Here is a 19,201-nt window from a genome sequence, read left to right on the forward strand (position 1 = left end):
ATCAAAGTAGCTAAAACAGAAAAGCCGCTATTCTATGGAAAAATAGCGGCTGATGAAAGTAAGTTATAAAACTGGCTTACGGCAACTCCATATAGGCTTTAGTTTTATCATCCAGTGTTTGGGTGTAATTTTCTGAACTTAACCCCAATAACTGCGGCAAGGTCGCGGCGATACAAATCGATGAGAAGGTCCCTACCACAATACCCACAAATAACGCGATAGCAAAACCCGTTAATGCAGCCCCTGCAAGCAGCCAAATACAAGCAATGGTCGCAAGTGTTGTGCCTGAGGTGATCAATGTACGTGTTAAGGTAGAACCAATTGCATCGTTAATCACAACATGGGTATTTATGCGTTGATTGTCTGGCTGAATACGTAAAAGCTCTCTAACTCTGTCGCCAACAATAATTGAGTCATTCAATGAATAACCAATAATAGCCAGTAAACTCGCCAGCACGGTTAAATTAAACTCAAGACCAAGTAAGGAAAATAAACCGAGCACTAAGATTAAATCATGTAACAGTGCAACCACTGAACCTACCGCGAGTCGCCATTCAAAGCGCACAGCAAGATAAACCATAATTGCAATCAGCGCTGCAAATAAAGCTAAACAGCCCTGTTCAAAAAGCTCATCACCCACTTGTGAGCCTAAAAATGAGCTAGATAAAACGGTATAGTCTACCCCTTGCTCATTCAGCTCTGCTTGCCAAGTACTGGCTTTACTAACCTCTGGTGCTTCTCTTAAAACAAAGTGATATTCACCCGCTTTACTTATAGTTAATTTACTCGCAACCTCAGGGCTTAACTTTGCCTTTAAATCTGTAATTGTTGTGACTGACGCTGTGTTAATTTCCGTGATGTAGCCACCTGTAAAATCAAGACCAAAGTTTAGCCCTTTTACAGATAAAACACCTAAGCTCGTAATGACTAAAACACAACTAAGCAATAATCCTAAAACGCGCGCTTTACTAGCTGCAGTTAATGTTGACCAACTCATGCTTTAGCCCCCGTTAAATTAGTTAGTTTAATGTAGAGTGTTTGGCTAAGCGCTTTCGAAATATAAACGCCAGTAAAGACACTAGTTAATAGCCCAAGCGCCAATGTGATTGCAAAGCCTTTCACCGGCCCATAACCAATGGCATATAAAATAATTGCCGTGATCATCGTAGTCACATTGGCATCAAAAATGGTCGAAAATGCTTGGTTATAACCTTGCTCTATCGCTTGATAAGTAGGCCGGCCTTTACGCTTCTCTTCTTTTATTCGCTCAAAGATAATCACATTGGTATCAACTGCCATCCCTATCGTCAGTACAAGCCCAGCAATACCCGGTAAGGTCAGCACAACCCCCGGTAATAACGACATTAAACCAACTAAAGCCGTTAGATTAAGCAATAAAGCAATATTGGCAATCAGCCCTAAGCGACGATACCAAAGCGCCATAAAGGCAAGGGTAATTCCGATACCCAGCATTAACGCTGCTAAACCGTGTTCAATGTTTTCACTGCCTAAGCTTGGGCCTATGGTTTGTTCTTGAACAATTGTCACTGGCGCTGTGAGCGACCCAGCGCGTAGTAAAAGCGCTAGATCATAGGCTGCTTGCGGGCTTTTCATATTAGTAATGCTAAAACGTGAACTTAAATGCTGGGCAATGTTTGCTACATTGATCACTTCGCTTTTTTTCACAACGTCGCCATTTGCATCCCGCGAGTATTCAGAATACACCGTGGCCATAGGCTTACCTATGTTGTGCTTAGAAAATGCAGACATGGCATCGCCACCTTGCGAATCTAAACTAAGCTGCACTAAAGGCTTGCCCCATTCATCTTTGCCAACACTGGCATTATTAATGTGATCACCTGAAAAAATCGCAACAGGATTTAAATTAACAACGCCACCACCTTGCACATTAAACGCTTTACCACCTACTTCGACGACTTGGTAAAAATCAAGAGTCGCAGTTGCACCAATAATACGTTTCGCTTCTGATGGGTCTTGCACACCGGGTAACTCAATGCGAATACGCTGCTTACCTTGTCTTTGCGTTACCGCTTCAGTGATACCAAGCTCTTCAATACGACCACGCAGTGTTGTTAAGCTTTGCGCCATAACTTGTTTATTAAATTCGCTTTGGCTTTGCTCATTAAAATGCAGTAATACCGTGGTTAGGTTATTCGTTGTTGATTTAGTTTGCATCAGGCCTTTAAATTGACCTTGTAACGTTGAAACAAGCCCTGCGAGTTGCTCCTCGCCGCTTGGTAAAATTTGTAGCTCAACCCCTTCTTTTACAACACTTGCCCGAATACCACGAATTTTGTCTTTACGAAGCGTTAATTTAGTTTGTTGATAGACACTGTTTAAGTGCTCTTGCATTGCTTTATCTAGATCAACATCAAGCACAAATAACACCCCACCATTTAAGTCGAGTCCCAACTTAATCGGTGAAAGCCCAAGCTGTTGAAGCCATTGTGGGCTTGTCGCATGCTCAACAATTTTAGTCTCTAGCTGTGGGTATTGCGTTTTTATAAAGCTCAACGCATTGGCACTTTGAGTCGGTTCAGCTAATAAAATAGCCAGTTGTGCTTGGCTATCATTGGCTTCAGTCACTTCAAAACCATGTTGATTTAGTGCCGTTGTCACACTTTGCAGCGTCACAGTCTGATCTGGCAAGCTAATGTGCAACCAAGATTTGTTAGGGTAAAGGTTAGGTAGTGCGCTAACCGCTAATAAAATACACGCCGCTATCATAGCGACATAACTCATTTTTAGACGACGCCATAGCGCCGGCTTTGATTTATGTGACATACATGACTTCCTTCCGGCATTGTCAGCCGGTAAAAATTTAATTCCAAAAAATAAAAAGTAACGAAGGAAGTCGTTTAGCTATGGTAGGTGGTATTGGCTTTGTACAAGAGATTAGCGTCTTTCCAGCCACTAATGCGGGATTTACGTTGAGAGGCTAATGCAAACCATGGGATCACACGCACAGCACCTGGCGGCGCTAAAAAGTGCTCTTTCCCCCAATCTTCAGCAAAGAATTCAATTAATAGTTCGTAATCAGGATCAACCTGACTATGATAAAGAAATAATGATGAATTACTGGCAGTTAAACGCGGCATAAGGGTATCAAACCCCGATGGTTCATCCGGTTTAGGATGCTCAGCTGTATGAGTTTGGGAAATAACTGGTGTTTTAGTCAGCTCGACTTGGAACAATTTAGTTGCAGAAAAGTGTGACTGAGTGTCAGGCATAGCCATGCTCTGTGCACTAAAGAACACAGTAAAGAGCAAGATAATGACTGAGAAAAACCGTAACAAGAACTGACCAATAAATTAAGCGGATGACAGGGATATAATGAGGGTAAAAAAATAAAACACAAGGTATTACTTAAATAAAAGTGACTAAAACAAAAAGCGGGCCTAATTAGGCCCGCTTAGTCATTTAACTTTGTTAAACTTCTAATGATGACATGTCGATAACAAAGCGTGAGGCCATATCACCTTGCTTTAATTTATCGAATGCGTCGTTAATTTGGTCCATTTTGATCATTTCAACTTCAGGTAAAATATTATGTAACGCACAGAAATCGAGGATTTCTTGAGTTTGCGCAATACCGCCAATCAATGAGCCAGCAACACGGCGACGCCCCATTAATAATGGCACTGAGTTAGTCTCTTCAAGTTCACCCACTTGACCAACCAATACTTGCGTACCATCAATATCTAAAAGCGGAATATACGGCGTAAAATCGTGTTTTACAGGAATGGTATTAATGATCACATCAAATTGATTTGCATGCGCTTGCATGGCGTCTTCATCGCTCGATACCAATAAATCTTTTGCGCCATAAGATAAAACCTGTTGTTTTTTCTTATCACTACGGCTGATTGCCGTAACATGTGCGCCCATTGCAGCTGCGATTTTAATTGCCATGTGGCCTAAACCACCTAACCCAATCACACCAACACGGCTACCAGGGCCAACATTCCACGTACGTAGTGGCGAATACGTTGTGATACCCGCACATAAAATTGGTGCACATTTAGCAAGGTCTAAGCCTTCAGGCACGCTCAATACAAACTCTTCACGCACCACAATGTGTTTTGAATAACCACCTTGAGTGAGTTCACCACTAATGCGGTCTTGTCCTGAGTAGGTCCCTACCATACCTTCGCGACAAAACTGCTCTTCGCCGTGATGACATTGGTCACAGCTTAAACAGCTATCAACCATACAACCCACAGCAACATTATCGCCCACTTTATATTTAGTAACGCCGCTGCCTACTTCAAGGACGCGACCAACGATTTCATGGCCTGGTACCACTGGGTACTGAGTCCAGCCCCAGTCGTTTTCTGCGGTGTGTAAGTCTGAATGGCACACGCCACAATATAGAATTTCAATTGATACATCTTCATCACGAAGTGCACGGCGTTCAAAATGGTACGGCTCTAATGGTTTTTCAGAATCATGTGCTGCATAACCGACGGTTTTCATGCTTACTCCTTAGTTTTCTTCGTGTTTTACTCATGCATTTAACTAATTTGCTAATGCGCTTGTGTATAATGCATTCAGTATAGAGGTAAATTAACAAATTACACTTGCCTAAAACACGAAAGCTTTTGCCTATTTTTATCAAATTGATTCAAGAGACTCCCAATGCGTGGAATGAGCCGCAAAGAACAGGTAACGAGATCGCCTGATGCAATGAACCTATCACAAAGCATCAAAACACTTTGGCCCTATTTAATGACCTTTAAAGGCCGCGTTATTTTAGCCGTCTTAGCGCTTATTGCTGCAAAAGGCGCCACATTGCTGATGCCTTGGGCACTAAAAGAAATAATTGACGCGGTTGATGCGAGTATCAACCCGCTATTAAGTGTTCCTATTGCCTTGCTGATCGCCTATGGTTTACTGCGCTTTGCCAGTGTATTTTTTGGTGAAGTACGCGATGCATTATTTGGCCGTGTTACAGAGCACGCTATGCGCCATATTGGCCTAAAAGTTTTTAAACACTTGCATAGTTTAGAGCTTGCTTTTCACCTGGATAGGCAAACAGGTGGTATCAGTCGCGATATAGAGCGTGGTACAAGTGGCCTCAGCTTTTTAATGCGCTTTTTGATGTTTAACATCGTGCCAACCCTATTTGAAATAATCACTGTAGCGATTATTTTTGCGACCTTGTTTTCACCTTGGTTTGCACTGGTCACATTAATTGCCGTCACTACTTACATTGCTTTTACTGTGATAGTAACTCAGTGGCGTAACCGATTTATTCGTGAAGCAAATGCTGCCGATAACAACTCAAACACCCGTGCAATCGACAGCTTACTAAATTACGAAACCGTTAAGTACTTCAACAATGAACAGTATGAAGCGAGCACCTACGACGGCTTTTTAGCTAAATGGGAGCAAGCGAGGCTTAAAAATCGTTTATCGTTACTGGCACTTAATTCAGGGCAAGCACTTATTATAGCCACGGCTATAACAGCGCTAATGTGGCTCGGTGCCAGCTCAGTGGTCAATAAAGAGCTGACAATAGGTGAGCTTGTGATGATCAATGCTTATATGATCCAGTTATTTTTACCACTTAACTTTTTAGGTTTTGTTTATCGTGAGATACGCCGTGCGCTGACTGACCTTGAAAATATGCTGGGGCTGTTAAATCGCAAAGCCGCCATTAGCGATGACAAAGATGCAAAACCATTAAATGCAACCAAAGCAGTTATTCGATTTGAAAATGTGTCGTTTAGTTACGACAAACAACGGCCAATTTTAAATAACTTAAGCTTTGAGGTTACTTCTGGCAGCAAAGTGGCGATTGTGGGTGCCAGTGGCGCAGGTAAAAGCACTCTAAGCCGCCTGCTCTACCGTTTTTATGATGTGGATGCGGGTAAAATTTATATCGATGAGCAAGCAATCAACACAGTGACACTTGAAAGTTTGCGCCAAGCAATTGCCATCGTACCGCAAGATACCGTGCTATTTAACACCAGCATTCGCGAAAACATCGCTTACGGAAATCCAACGGCAAGCGAAGATGAAATTGATAAAGCCATAAGCCTTGCCCATTTAGATGGATTTATTGCCAGCCTAGATAAAGGCGATAAAACCCTTGTTGGTGAGCGCGGTTTAAAAGTGTCGGGCGGTGAAAAGCAGCGCATTGCAATTGCTAGAGCCATTTTAAAAGGTTCACCCATTTTATTATTTGATGAGGCAACATCGGCGCTAGATTCGCATTCAGAGCAAGCCATTCTCAGCGCGATGCGTGAAGTCGCACAAAGTCATACCAGCTTGGTTATTGCACATCGTTTATCAACAATTACTGACGCAGACAAAATTATTGTTATGAAACAAGGACAGGTTGTTGAGCAAGGTCAGCACCATCAACTGCTTGCAGCGAATGGTGAATACGCACGAATGTGGCAGTTACAGCAAAGCGAAGAATAAACACTGTTAACTAGTAGGTTAAATGATTAGAATAACCGCTTTATTTTTATCTATAACAAAAAGGCAACACGCAGATGGGCAGAGCTTATCAAAACAAAAAAGACTCAATGGCAAAAACTGCGGGTGCAAAAACCAAAGTTTATTCAAAGTACGGAAAAGAAATTTATATCTGCGCTAAGAATGGTGGTGTTGATCCCGATGGCAACTTAGCGCTTCGTCGCTTAATTGAGCGTGCAAAGAAAGACCAAGTACCTACGCATGTAATTGAGCGTGCAATCGATAAAGCCAAAGGCGGTGGCGGCGAAGATTATGTAGCAACTCGCTATGAAGGTTACGGCCCGGGTAACTGTATGATCATTGTTGACTGTTTAACCGACAACAACAAACGTACATTCGCTGACGTACGTGTTTGTTTTACTAAAGCAAATGCAAAAATTGGCGCGCAAAACTCAGTATCACACTTATTTGATCACCTCGCTATTTTTGTATTTGATGGTGATGATGACGAAGCTGTTTTAGAAGCTCTAATGATGGCTGATGTAGATGTAACAGATGTAGAAGTTGAAGACGGTAAAGTGACGGTATTCGCGCCACACACTGAATACAACAACACCCGTACAGCACTTGAAGAAATGGGAATTACTGATTTCCACGAAGATCTAATTGCTTTTGTGCCGCAAGTAGAAGCACCCATTGAAGGTGAAGACGTTGAAGTCATGGAACGCTTTTTAGCCATGCTAGAAGACTGTGACGACGTACAAAACGTTTACCATAACGCACAGTTTTAATTAAAAAGGCCAACCAAGTTGGCCTTTTACCTTTTAGCCCAAAGGAATCAACATTGAATACCCTCGAAGAGTTAAAAGCCGGTTCTCTACAAGGTTGTACACGGCTTCAGCTTGTTGCAAAACTAACCGAGTTCCCAAAAGAAATTTATACTCTAGCCGATACGTTAGAAATCCTCGATTTATCTAATAACCAGCTAAGTGATTTACCTGACGATTTTTACAAATTAAAAAATCTCAAACGGCTGTTTTTATCATTTAATCAGTTTAAACATATTCCAGACGTGCTAAGAGAATGCCCTAACTTAATCATGGTGGCATTTAAAGGTAATCAAATTACTGAATTTAAAGCGCACTGTTTGCCAACGCAGATTGAATGGCTGATCTTAACGGATAATCAAATCCCCGCTTTACCTGATTCATTTGGTGAGTACAGCAAGCTTAAAAAGCTCGCACTGGCAGGTAATCAATTAACTCATTTACCAGCTTCAATGGCTAATTGTAACGAGCTTGAGCTAATACGTTTAAGTGCCAATAAGCTTACAAAAGTTGAATATTGGCTTTTAGCTTTACCGAAACTTGCTTGGCTTGCCTTCTCTGGTAACGATTTAAATCGCTCAACTAGCTTACACTGTGAGCAGTTTAGCAAAATCACACTGAATGAAATCCAAGTTAAAAAGCAGATTGGCCAAGGTGCGTCTGGGGTTATTCATTTGGCCAATTGGCATCAACGTCCTGTTGCCCTTAAGTTATTTAAAGGCGAGATCACCAGTGATGGCTATCCACTCGATGAGCTAAATTGTTGTTTAAAAGCCAGTGAGCATCCAAATCTCATTAAAGCATTGGGCTATGTCGATGAAGAGGAACAACTTGGTTTAGTGATGGAGCTTATCAGTAAAGAGTTTACGAATCTTGGTTTGCCACCCTCCCTTGCAAGCTGTACCCGTGATACCTTCGAAGACAACTGCCAGTACGCGGCAGAAATGGTGCTAAAAATTGTTAAGCAAATGGCCAGTACCCTCGCTCATTTGCATCAAAAGCAAGTAAGCCATGGTGACATTTATGCCCATAACAGCATGATCAATTCACAGGGCGATTTATTATTCGGTGACTTTGGTGCAGCAACAGACTTATCAATGCTGACGCCTGATCAACAGCGGCGATTAGAAGGCATTGAAGTGCGCGCCCTTGGTTATTTCATTGATGATCTACTGACCGTAGTGAGTGAACAAAACGACATTACTAAGATGCTTTCTGACATCGCTCAAGAGTGCTTGGTACTAAACTCAGACGAACGCCCTCGCCTTTCTGAGCTAGTTTCGCGATTACGAGTGTAGGTAATTATAAATAAAGCCTCTGTGAGGCTTTATTTTTGCTTTTTAAACGGGAACACCTGCTGCTTTAACATACCTTCTGGCATGTAATCCCCAACCACTCCATATTTATCGGGCCACTCTGCTTGACCTTTGACTGCCGTGCCAAATAGATAATCTAAAAATGAAAAATGCGCAGCATAGTTACGGTCAATGGCCGCTTTATCAGATGAATGATGCCAATGATGAAACTGAGGGGTAACCAGCAAATACTTTAACCATCCAAATTTTACCCGAACATTAGCGTGGTTAAACACAGCCTGAAAGCCAACAATAATGACATATAAGCTAATGACATCCGATGGAAAGCCGAGCACAAAAATTGGCGTAAGCACTAAGCTGCGCGTCACGAGTATTTCTAAAATATGTTGACGAGAGCCAGCAAGCCAATCCATCTCTTTTGCACTATGATGCACGGCATGAAAACGCCAAAGCAATGGCACTTCGTGATAAGCCCTATGCACAAAGTACTGCATTAAATCAGCAACTAAAATGATTAAAAATAATTGGAGTAAAAATGGCAGTTGAATAATAAAGCCTTGCACTGTATCAGACACAGCCCAGCCAAAAGCATGATGCACGAACTGATTGGTTGCCAGCAACACAAAACCAATAATTAAGTGATTAACAAAGAAATGATTTAAATCACCCTGCCACTCAGAGCGGAGAATTTTTTGTTCTTTACGGTGCGGCAGTAGCTTCTCAATTAGAATAAAAATCAGTGTGGAGCCAAGTAAGTCAAGAATGAACCAATCAAGCCCCAAGTACGGCGTATTATCTCTAAAATCGCCCACTTCAACATTCGGCCCGCCAAATGCAATTGCCACAACTATAAATACCCAAGCCGTTGCACCCAGCCGTTTATTAGTATTACGAACAAAATTCAAAAGCCCTAAACTGCCCGAAATAATTAATGCCACAAACATTAGCTGACGTAAAAACTCAACACTGTAGTTTTGCCTGAGCTCTGGGGTCGTTAAGTACTCTGGAAAATGAAAAGCTAATACCCCTAAACAGGATAATACCGCTAAGAAGCAAGCAATATAACCACTGATATTGCCTTCACCCACTTGAAACTGCTCAGCTCTAAATAGCCGATGATAAAGACGTGTCATGATATAAAAATCCATTTATCAATTTTTTTGCAGCATAACACAGAAGAATTTAGGAACAAATATACGTTAAGCCATCACGAACATGTGTATACAACAAATTGATATTAATATCAGAAAACCCAAAACGATGCTGCGTTCAGGTAGGTAATGAATAATCAACGCAGGCATTGCAATAATATGTGAAACCTTTGGCCTATAGCACAAACTATGTTTTTCAAAGTTCAAGAAAGCGTTTTTAGCCTTAACAGATAAAGCTTTATTCCAGCCAAATGACTAAAACCAATGCAATTGACCTATACAGCTTATTAACGAATAAAAGTTTAATTTTATTAAACATTCTTACCCTCATGAAATTTTAAGTTGACTAAGTTATTAACTTTAAATTTTATTTTACAATACAGCTTTAAATAGATTAATAATATAAATAAGAATTTTTATAAGAACTAACTCACCTTTAAGAAAAAGAGAAATTCTTACCAAGGAATATAAAAAGGAAATTTCATATGTTATTAGTTAAAAATCCCCTCTACAGTAACTATTGAATAAACATATTTTTCCAAGATCATCAATAATAAATCTTATTGGATGATAAAAAAGGAAATACAAATTGGCTCTCTAAGAGCTTTATGAATTAAGCCAATACAATTGCTTCAGAGGGAATAATGCTTATATCTAATACTCACAAGTTTATTTTTGTTCACATTTGGAAAGCGGGTGGTACAAGTGTTCGAAAATCACTTTCCAATTACACTAACAATGATAAAACCCAAATCCCAAAGCATGCATCACTGAAAGAAATAATCAATTACATCGGGAATGAGAATTTTAGTAAGTACTTTAGCTTTTCGTTTGTACGTAACCCTTGGGATATTCAGGTGTCAAACTACTTTTATATTCGTCAAAGACCAGAACATTATGCATATGAATGGATGTCAAAATTTGAGTGCTTTGATGAATATATAGAATGGAGAGTATCTGAGGAAAGAATTTTACAATTTGATATGATTTGTGATTCTTCTGAAAAGATTGCAGTTAATTTTGTAGGAAAATTTGAAAAATTAAATGAAGACTTTCGTATCATATGCAATAAAATTGGGGTTAATGCAAAATTACCACATACAAACAGGTCAACTCATCAAAATTATAGAAAGTATTATACGCCTTTTAGTAAAAAGCTTATTGAAGTTGCCTATGAGAAAGATATAGAACATTTTGGTTATAAATACTAATACTTAGGAGAAAAGTTAATGCAGGCTCTAGTAAGGAGAACTCTTTATTTATTTTTGTCTATTACTGGTCTTACAGCTCTAATGGCTATTATTGGTATAGCATATGTATGGTTTTTTTCTAACCAGAATGAATTACCTCATCTCGAACTTTTAATAGGTTCTGTAATCTTAGAAATAGTAGCGGTAGTATTGGTTCTAGCAAAGAAAGGTCTTAAATACCTTCCTGACAGCCAAATAGATAAAGAGCCAAATGACACTATTAAATTTATGGAGAGCTTTATATCAACTGGAACAAGCGCTACGATAGTCAGTAATAGAGTATCTTGGTTGGCGGGAGATCAGAAATTATTAAAGATTCTCCAAGAGAAAATCGATAATGGTATTAGAATTGAAATCATCACACCCAAGGAAGTTAATACACCTCTAGTAGATAATTTAAAGGGAGCTACTTTTATTGTCACAAATGAAAAGTTTTCTCCAGAAGCTAGATTTACTTTAGTTAATGGGGAACGCAGTGGGGCTGAAAAATTAGCAATAGCACGAGGTGTTCATCCGGATCATGAAATTACAATTTTTGACAATAACTCAGGCCCTCAAATTATAGCGATGGCAAAAGATATAATAAGAAAGTCAAAGGAGTTATCACATGCCTCATAGATGGTGTAATTCTGCACAAATACGAAAAGAACAGATTGAATCTGGATTAGATTTAACTTTCAATGAAGTATTTAAGCCTCTCCTAATAAATCAAATTAAAATGCTTTCACCGGCTGAGATCCTAGAAGTCGGAGCTGGGACTGGTCATCTATCTAAAGAATTATTCACTATAGGCCTGAGTGTAACAGCAATTGAACCATCATTAGGAATGTATAATGTAGCAAAGGATGTCTTATCAGATACAAATATAAGGCTTTTTAACTGTACTTCCTTTGACTTGAAAAGAGATAAGGTTTATGAGCTTGCATTTTCTCATCTTGTTGCACACGTGGTTGATGATATTTTTAGTTTCTTTGAATCAATAAAAGTCCACTTAAAAAAAGGTGCTAGTTTTATTTTTTCGATTCCACACCCTTGCTTTTATAATTCATATAAAGGTTTTTTTGGAAATGAATATAATTACATAACTCCAATTACAAAAAATGTTTCTTTTAAAATTACTAAAGATCAAGAAAATACAATTTATGATGTTCCATATCACCACAGACCTTTGTCGGACTACTTTAACAAATTGATTGAGTCAGGTTTTATAATTGAAAGATTTGATGAGATTTATCCTAATGATGATATACAAGAGAAATATGGTGCAAGATGGGAATTCCCTCGATACTGTCTATTCACATGTAGAAAAACCTGAAAAATAATATTTTTTGCAAAATTGCTAGAGCAAACTAAAGTAACGAATACAAAAGGATAATTCTACCATTTGAAGAATTGCAACCTTTTGAATCTGATATGCTCGTATGCAATTTTATTAGTACTCCTGAAATGCTTTATCAAACTTATCTTGATTAAGGTATTTATCAAATGCACCTAAAGCATTACCAACACTTGGCTCAGTCATTAACTCTTGCATTGCAACTTCACCGACAATACCGAATGCATTTTCCATTGCCTCCTGTCCGCCGACTTCGATCGCCGCCTTAGCTTGCTTTGGACAGTCTTCTGTTAATAAACGCGTAACTAACGCACCAACATAGCGATTAGTTTCATCTATATCTTGCTCTGTCACGTTCGAGAAAGGTTTAATTATACTGTGCGTAGACATACCCAGATAAATCCATTTAGCGAGGTTCTTTCGTTCTTTGCCATTTAGTGAATCAGTTAAACATACTGCAAGTTGCTCAGCTTCTTCTGATGCTGAAACATAACTAGGCAGTAACGACATTACAAAGAGTGAAGTAGTTAATAAGATTTTTTTCATTATCTTTCCTTGAAAATAATTACGCACAATAAAGTAATGTGAATCCAAATCAATTTTCAGCAAAAACCAAAAAAGCCACGATAAACGTGGCTTTGTTGGATAAAGCTTAAACTTTTACTGTTCTATTATAAGAACTGACCTAGCGCTTTAACTTGGTCTAACATGCGGTTTGAGAAACCCCACTCGTTATCGTACCAAGCCATCACTTTAACAAGCTTACCATCTACTTTAGTTTGGGTAGAATCGAAGATTGAAGACGCTGGGTTGTGGTTAAAGTCGATAGAAACAAGTGGTAGTTCGTTGTATTCAAGAATACCTTGCATTGCACCTTCTGATGCTGCTTTAACTACTTCGTTGATTTCTGCTGCAGTTGTTTCGCGCTTAGCAACAAACGTTAAGTCTACTAAAGAAACGTTGATTGTTGGTACACGTACTGCCATGCCGTCAAGTTTACCCGCAAGTTCAGGAAGTACTAAACCAACTGCTTTAGCTGCACCTGTTTTCGTTGGGATCATTGACTGAGTTGCGCTACGTGCACGGTATAAGTCTGGGTGATAAACGTCAGATAAGTTTTGATCGTTTGTGTAAGCATGAATTGTTGTCATGCTACCTTGCTCGATACCGACTGTGTCGTTGATTGCTTTTGCAATCGGTGCTAAACAGTTTGTTGTACAAGATGCATTTGAAATGATGTTGCTGTCAGCGTTTAATACTTCGCTGTTAACACCATGAACAACTGTTGCATCCATGTCCGTGCCTGGTGCAGAAACGATTACTTTTTTTGCACCCGCTTCAATGTGTTTAGCCGCTGCGTCACGTGAAGTGAATAAACCAGTACATTCTAAAACGATATCTACGTTTAGTGCTTTCCAAGGAAGGTTTGCTGGATCACGCTCTTGTGTAAGGGTAATTTCGTCATTACCAATTAGCATGGTGTTTTCAGCAAGTGTTACTTTTTGAGAAAATTGACCGTGTACTGAGTCAAATTGAGTTAAATGCGCGTTAACATTTGCTGGTGCTAAATCGTTGATTGCAACGATTTTGATTTCGTTGTTTTGAGCTGACTCATAAAGGGCACGTAATACGTTACGACCGATACGTCCATAGCCATTAATTGCAACATTAATCATTCTAATATCTCCCGTTAATTATTTTACTTCACTTGCTTGGCGAGCAAGCGCTTCAATGGCTTGCCAGTCTTTGTTTTCAATAAGTTGTTTATCTAGCATCCAAGTACCACCTACACAGATTACGTTTTTAAGTGCCAGGTAGTTAGGTGCTGTTTCAAGGCTAATGCCGCCTGTAGGGCAAAAAGTTACTTGTGGTAAAGGGCCACCAATTGATTTAAGCATTGCTGTGCCACCCGCTGCTTCTGCAGGGAAGAACTTTAAGAACTTAAAGCCATGGCTTGCTAATTTCATTACTTCACTTGGTGTTGCTGCACCTGGTAAAAATGGAATATCAGTGTCTTTAGCCAGTGCTAATAATTCGTCGTTTACACCTGGGCTAACCATGAAGTCAGCACCGGCTTCAACAGATGCATTAAATGTCGCTTTATCAACCACGGTACCTGTGCCAACGTATGCTTCTGGTACGGCTTCTTTCATTAGCTTTACAGCTTCTGCCGCAATCGGCGTACGTAAAGTAATTTCTAGTGCTTTTAAGCCACCGTTATAAAGCGCACGTGCAAGGGGTGCTGCATCTTCAAGTTTTTCGATAACAACAACCGGTACCACAGGTGCCGATGATAAAATTTTCTCAATGCTCATTGTTTGTTCCTCATAGCCCAGTAACGGCGTATTATTATTCTAAACCAAAGGCACTTGCGCCAAGGTCTGCACTACTTACTATATTTCTGAAACCTGCAAATAACTCTCGGCCTGTACCATATGTTTGGCTTGGTTGGCTAAGTTGTAATTCACGTTTTGCTAATTCTTCATCGCTTACGTGTACTTTCAATACACCCGCTGGTGCATCAAGCGTCACTAAGTCACCTTCGTGAATTTTTGCGATTACACCACCTTCAACCGCTTCTGGTGCTAAGTGGATTGCAGCAGGAACTTTACCTGATGCACCCGACATACGACCGTCTGTCACAATCGCCACTTTGTAGCCTTGGTCTTGTAGTGTTGCCATTACTGGCGTTAATTTGTGAAGCTCAGGCATGCCTTTCGCCTTCGGACCTTGCTCTTTAATTACAGCAATAAAGTCTGTATTTAACTCACCGCGGCTATACGCTTCTTGTAACTCACCTTGTGAGCTAAATACTTTAGCTGGTGCAGAAACAACTTGGTGAGATTCAGCCACTGCAGATACTTTGATAACGGCTTTGCCAAGGTTACCTGTAAGAAGCTGTAAACCACCCTGCTTGCTAAACGGGTTATCAATCGGACGTAATACTTCTTCATCATGTGACTTTTCAGGACACGCTACCCATTTAACTTTGCTTGGGCCTGTGCTGTTAGTCATGATCACTGATGAATCTTTATCTAGCATTGGCTCTGTGGTGTATGCTTCTAAGCCATCACCTACAATCGTTTTCACGTCGTTATGTAAGTAACCTTTGCTCAGTAGTTGTTTCATTAAAAAGCCCATACCGCCGGCTGCTTGGAAGTGGTTTACATCTGCTGAGCCGTTCGGGTAAATACGTGTAAGAAGTGGCACAACTTCTGATAAGTCAGCCATGTCTTTCCAAGTAAGGATTACACCCGCTGCTTTCGCGATTGCTACTAGGTGGATTGCGTGGTTTGTTGAGCCGCCTGTTGATAACAAGCCAACTAAACCATTAATAATTGTTTTTTCACTTACTACGTCTGCAAGGCTGTTAGCATCTTTTGTTTCGATTAACTGCTTTAACATGGTTTCGACAGCATGACCTGTTAAACCATCACGAAGTTCTGTGTAAGGGTTAATGAAAGAGCTACCTGGTAAATGTAGACCCATGATTTCCATTAACATTTGATTCGAGTTAGCGGTACCGTAGAAAGTACACGTACCCGCACTGTGATACGATGCGCTTTCAGCTTCTAACAGCTCTTCGCGACTTACTAAGCCTTGTGCAAATTTTTGACGAACACGGGCTTTTTCTTTATTCGGGATACCCGATTGCATTGGACCTGCTGGTAAGAAATACGTTGGTAAATGACCAAATGATAAGGCACCAATTAAAAGTCCAGGGACAATCTTGTCACACACACCTAAACAGAAAACACCGTCGAACACGTCATGCGATAAAGAAACCGCTGTAGACATTGCAATCACATCACGTGAGAACAATGATAGTTCCATACCATCACGGCCTTGAGTAACACCGTCGCACATAGCAGGTACGCCGCCAGCAACTTGTGCTGTAGCATCGAACTTAGTGGCAAGGCTTTTGATGATTTCCGGATAATCTTTGTAAGGAACATGCGCTGAAAGCATGTCGTTATAAGCGTTGATGATAGCTAGGTTTGGTTGCTCGTCTGCTTTTAAGCGAGCTTTGTCATCGCTGCTACAAGCAGCCATAACGTGTGCAATATTACCACAGCCTAAACCTGCACGAACTCTTGTTTGTTTTTTTGCGTGCGCGATTCGCTCTAAATAAGCTTGGCGGGTCTCTTTACTGCGTTCGATAACGCGTTCGGTGACTTCTTGGATACGAGGATGCAACATATAAATTCGACTCATCTCTATAGTTAGAGGATAAAGGCTCAGTAACAATTACAGACTCCACGAAAATAATTGTACTGAGCAACTTTGATTTACCCGTTCAAAGGTACGCTGACAGGCTGTCTCTCACAACCAACCTGACACCGGTGTCACTGTATTAACTCATGACTGTGACACCGGTGTCAACCTTATCTGTTAAATTTAGTTTAATTTTTTTAAGTGACCAAATAATGAACAATTTTATTTTAGTAGAATATGAGTAGAATTCATGTGGAGTACCACTATCAAAGGCGTATAGACAAGACAAGCTTTGAGGTTGGTTTTAATTAAAAACAGTAACTTATAGCGTTATCATGAAAATTTTTAGCCTGAAATAAAAAAGCCCGAGAACGCGTCACTCATTCTCGGGCTACTGTGAAAAAAACAAGATGAAATTTATTTAATTGCTGCTGTCGACTCACGCGTAATGAGTTTTGCTTCAAGGGTTACTTGATAAGGCGACTCTTGTGGATCACCAATATGAGTGATCAATTGCTTAACTGCTTGCTGAGTCATCTCTTCAACCGGTTGTGCAATGGTCGTTAACCCTGGCCAAATATGACGTGCAATTGGTGCGTTATCAAACCCTGCAATAGAGATATCATCAGGCACTCTTAACTGCATTTGCGTAGCAAGTTTTAGTACTGCCGCTGCCATGTAATCATTTGAAGCAAAAACTGCTGTTGGGCGAGGGTTTAAATCTAAAATTGTACGGGCACTATCAACACCAGAGTGATAACTGAAGTTACCTTCTTCAACTAAGCGTTCATCAAACTCAATACCATTTGAGGCAAGTGCTCTTCGATAACCTTTAAAACGCTGCTCTGTGGCACTGTGATCAGGGTGACCTTTAATGAAGGCGATTTCTTTATGACCCAGCTTAATAAGATGCTCTGTTATTTCAAAAGCCCCTTGTTCGTCATTACTTCTTACCGAAATAGAGTCGTCTTCAAGTACCGCAGAGGCGACACGAGCATACGGGATCTTCTTCGACTTTAAAAAGCTTACAAGTTCAGGAAAATCTGAAAATGGCGGGGTCAATACAATACCGTCTAAACGAGAAGTTTGAATTAATTGCTCAATGTTACTAATTAATTCATCACCGCGTAATTCGCAAGGATGGATCAATAAGTTGTAGTTAAGTTCATGGCACGCCGCTAAGGCACCAGTTTGCACCCGGGTAATATAGCTTTTACTCGGATTATCGTACAAGCAACCAATAATAAAACTACGGTTTTGTGCTAAACCTCTAGCGATTGGGTTTGGCGTGTAATCGAGCTCTTTAAATACTTTAAGTACTTTTTCGCGCGTTGCATCACTCACGTTTGGCTCATTGTTAAGCACGCGAGATACTGTTTTTTTCGATACACCGGCATAGCTGGCGACACTGTTGATGGTTACTTTCTTCATCCGCTCTACATCCAACTGCTAATTACGCGTTACTTTTAACATGTATACACGCAGCAGCACCAATGAATGGAATGTTGTCTTGTGTTACAAGCGTAACAGGGATCTGTGAAGTATATTGCGACATAATGCCTTTGTCTGCAAAACGTTCAACAAATCGACTAGATAATAAACGTTGTTGCATACGAGGTAAAATACCACCACCAATAAATACGCCACCTAACGCACCAAATGTCAGGGCTAAGTCCCCTGCTACACTACCAATCCAATCACAAAATTGATTGAGTGTTGCATCACAGACTTCGCATTGACCAGTGGTTGCAAGCTCGCTAATTTGTGCTGCATCTAAATTCTTCGCTTCAACGCCTTTTACCGCTGCCATAGCGCCATATAAATGAGCAATACCAGGGCCTGAGAACACAGTCTCCACAGAAACATGATTTAATTGCTTTTTAAGCTCAGTAATTAGCCTACGGTCTAAGTCTGTGACAGCTGCAAGGGTAATGTGCCCTGCTTCACAGCTAAGAACAGCACTGCCTTGTGATGTGCGAACTAAACATGCAGCACCAAAACCTGTACCAGGCCCCATAACTGCGATATTCGCATTTTCATCCGCCTGACCTGCTTTAACAGCCATATTTTGCGAATCATCTAAATAAGGTGCCGCATAAGCAAATGCTGCAAAGTCGTTGATTACTTCAAGTTGCTCAAATAAAAACTCAGCTTTTAAATCGGCAACGTTAAAGTGCCAGCCAAGGTTAGTTAAATGAACTTGACCTGCTTTAATCGGGCCAGCTACTGCTAAACATGCACGGCTTGGCTTTGGAAACGAAATTTGACTAAAGTACTGGTTAATCGCACTTTCTAAAGAGCCAAAATCTGCACTTGGAAAAGTTAAATTGTGCTCGATAACAAACTGGTTAGTTTGTGCATTAAAGTCAGTGATTAAAGCGAAACGAGCGTTAGTGCCGCCGATATCGGCAACAAGAATAGGAGCGAATTCTGTGGTTGTCTGTGTGTTCATGATGTTTTCTCTATTTGTCTAAGCTAGTTGCCGCTTATTGTTCTAGTTTTCAATGGCAAAGCCACTGTGTCTGCTAAACTTTGGGTCATTGCCTCAAAGAAGCTATCTTTTGTATTAAAAAAATGCTGCCCAAATGAATGGGCAGCCAAATACGTTTTGACAACAAAATGATAAAACAGTGACATTATGACACCGGTGTCAGATTTG

General features: G+C 40.3%; 17 protein-coding genes. 6 read left to right on the forward strand and 11 right to left on the reverse strand.

Annotated features, from left to right (window positions below; genetic code table 11):
- Nucleotides 1-76: 76 nt before the first annotated feature.
- The 4 genes from secF to JIG37_RS14765 form a co-directional block, all read right to left on the reverse strand.
- Nucleotides 77-997, reverse strand: a complete 921-nt coding sequence (gene secF, locus JIG37_RS14750) for a protein translocase subunit SecF (RefSeq protein ID WP_199529699.1) — start codon at nt 995-997, stop codon at nt 77-79.
- Nucleotides 994-2,805, reverse strand: a complete 1,812-nt coding sequence (gene secD, locus JIG37_RS14755) for a protein translocase subunit SecD (protein WP_199529700.1) — start codon at nt 2,803-2,805, stop codon at nt 994-996. The genes secF and secD overlap by 4 nt, the downstream gene beginning before the upstream one ends.
- 74 nt (nt 2,806-2,879) lie before the next feature.
- Nucleotides 2,880-3,257 (reverse strand): hypothetical protein, encoded by a 378-nt coding sequence (locus JIG37_RS14760; RefSeq protein WP_199529701.1) that lies wholly within the window; start codon nt 3,255-3,257, stop codon nt 2,880-2,882.
- Nucleotides 3,258-3,450: 193 nt separating this feature from the next.
- Nucleotides 3,451-4,497: an NAD(P)-dependent alcohol dehydrogenase gene (locus JIG37_RS14765; protein ID WP_199529702.1), complete on the reverse strand. Its 1,047-nt coding sequence runs from the start codon at nt 4,495-4,497 to the stop codon at nt 3,451-3,453.
- A 171-nt stretch (nt 4,498-4,668) separates the two neighbouring features.
- On the opposite strand from JIG37_RS14765, the gene JIG37_RS14770 reads away from it, so the two are divergent.
- The 3 genes from JIG37_RS14770 (at nt 4,669) to JIG37_RS14780 (ending at nt 8,572) form a co-directional block, all read left to right on the forward strand.
- Entirely contained in the window at nt 4,669-6,450 is a 1,782-nt protein-coding gene (locus JIG37_RS14770; protein ID WP_244664394.1) for an ABC transporter ATP-binding protein/permease, read from the forward strand.
- Between the two features lie 74 nt (nt 6,451-6,524).
- Nucleotides 6,525-7,238, forward strand: coding sequence for a YebC/PmpR family DNA-binding transcriptional regulator (locus tag JIG37_RS14775; RefSeq protein WP_054561631.1), 714 nt, complete (start codon nt 6,525-6,527; stop codon nt 7,236-7,238).
- Nucleotides 7,239-7,291: 53 nt separating this feature from the next.
- On the forward strand, nt 7,292-8,572 hold the full coding sequence (locus JIG37_RS14780; protein WP_199529703.1) for a leucine-rich repeat-containing protein kinase family protein: 1,281 nt from the start codon (nt 7,292-7,294) through the stop codon (nt 8,570-8,572).
- A 29-nt stretch (nt 8,573-8,601) separates the two neighbouring features.
- Here JIG37_RS14780 and JIG37_RS14785 read toward each other — a convergent pair whose 3' ends face one another.
- Nucleotides 8,602-9,723 carry a sterol desaturase family protein gene (locus JIG37_RS14785; RefSeq protein WP_199529704.1) on the reverse strand — a complete coding sequence of 374 codons (1,122 nt, stop codon included), beginning with the start codon at nt 9,721-9,723 and terminating at the stop codon, nt 8,602-8,604.
- A gap of 662 nt (nt 9,724-10,385) precedes the next feature.
- Here JIG37_RS14785 and JIG37_RS14790 point away from each other — a divergent pair.
- The 3 genes from JIG37_RS14790 to JIG37_RS14800 are packed head-to-tail and all read left to right on the forward strand — an operon-like array spanning nt 10,386 to nt 12,306.
- Complete coding sequence (locus tag JIG37_RS14790) at nt 10,386-10,952, forward strand: sulfotransferase family 2 domain-containing protein (RefSeq protein WP_199529705.1); 567 nt, start codon at nt 10,386-10,388, stop codon at nt 10,950-10,952.
- Between the two features lie 18 nt (nt 10,953-10,970).
- Nucleotides 10,971-11,609, forward strand: coding sequence for a hypothetical protein (locus JIG37_RS14795; protein ID WP_119851923.1), 639 nt, complete (start codon nt 10,971-10,973; stop codon nt 11,607-11,609).
- Nucleotides 11,599-12,306, forward strand: a complete 708-nt coding sequence (locus JIG37_RS14800) for a class I SAM-dependent methyltransferase (protein ID WP_175079559.1) — start codon at nt 11,599-11,601, stop codon at nt 12,304-12,306. Before JIG37_RS14795 ends, JIG37_RS14800 begins: the two co-directional genes overlap by 11 nt.
- Before the next feature lie 117 nt (nt 12,307-12,423).
- On the opposite strand, the gene JIG37_RS14805 is transcribed toward JIG37_RS14800, so the two are convergent.
- The 6 genes from JIG37_RS14805 to glk all read right to left on the reverse strand — a co-directional run bounded on the left by JIG37_RS14805 (nt 12,424) and on the right by glk (nt 18,994).
- A complete protein-coding gene (locus tag JIG37_RS14805; RefSeq protein ID WP_199529706.1) occupies nt 12,424-12,873 on the reverse strand; it encodes a hypothetical protein in 450 nt (149 codons plus the stop codon).
- Nucleotides 12,874-12,998: 125 nt separating this feature from the next.
- Nucleotides 12,999-14,003 (reverse strand): type I glyceraldehyde-3-phosphate dehydrogenase, encoded by a 1,005-nt coding sequence (gap, locus tag JIG37_RS14810; RefSeq protein ID WP_054551438.1) that lies wholly within the window; start codon nt 14,001-14,003, stop codon nt 12,999-13,001.
- Nucleotides 14,004-14,021: 18 nt separating this feature from the next.
- Complete coding sequence (locus JIG37_RS14815) at nt 14,022-14,642, reverse strand: bifunctional 4-hydroxy-2-oxoglutarate aldolase/2-dehydro-3-deoxy-phosphogluconate aldolase (RefSeq protein WP_054551439.1); 621 nt, start codon at nt 14,640-14,642, stop codon at nt 14,022-14,024.
- Between the two features lie 34 nt (nt 14,643-14,676).
- On the reverse strand, nt 14,677-16,527 hold the full coding sequence (gene edd, locus JIG37_RS14820) for a phosphogluconate dehydratase (RefSeq protein WP_138600580.1): 1,851 nt from the start codon (nt 16,525-16,527) through the stop codon (nt 14,677-14,679).
- 432 nt (nt 16,528-16,959) lie between these two features.
- A complete protein-coding gene (locus JIG37_RS14825; RefSeq protein WP_054551441.1) occupies nt 16,960-17,973 on the reverse strand; it encodes a LacI family DNA-binding transcriptional regulator in 1,014 nt (337 codons plus the stop codon).
- A 22-nt stretch (nt 17,974-17,995) separates the two neighbouring features.
- Nucleotides 17,996-18,994 (reverse strand): glucokinase, encoded by a 999-nt coding sequence (gene glk, locus JIG37_RS14830; protein WP_199529707.1) that lies wholly within the window; start codon nt 18,992-18,994, stop codon nt 17,996-17,998.
- Nucleotides 18,995-19,201: the final 207 nt, after the last annotated feature.

This window comes from Pseudoalteromonas sp. bablab_jr010 (assembly GCF_016464105.1).
Taxonomy (GTDB): Bacteria; Pseudomonadota; Gammaproteobacteria; order Enterobacterales; family Alteromonadaceae; genus Pseudoalteromonas; species Pseudoalteromonas simplex.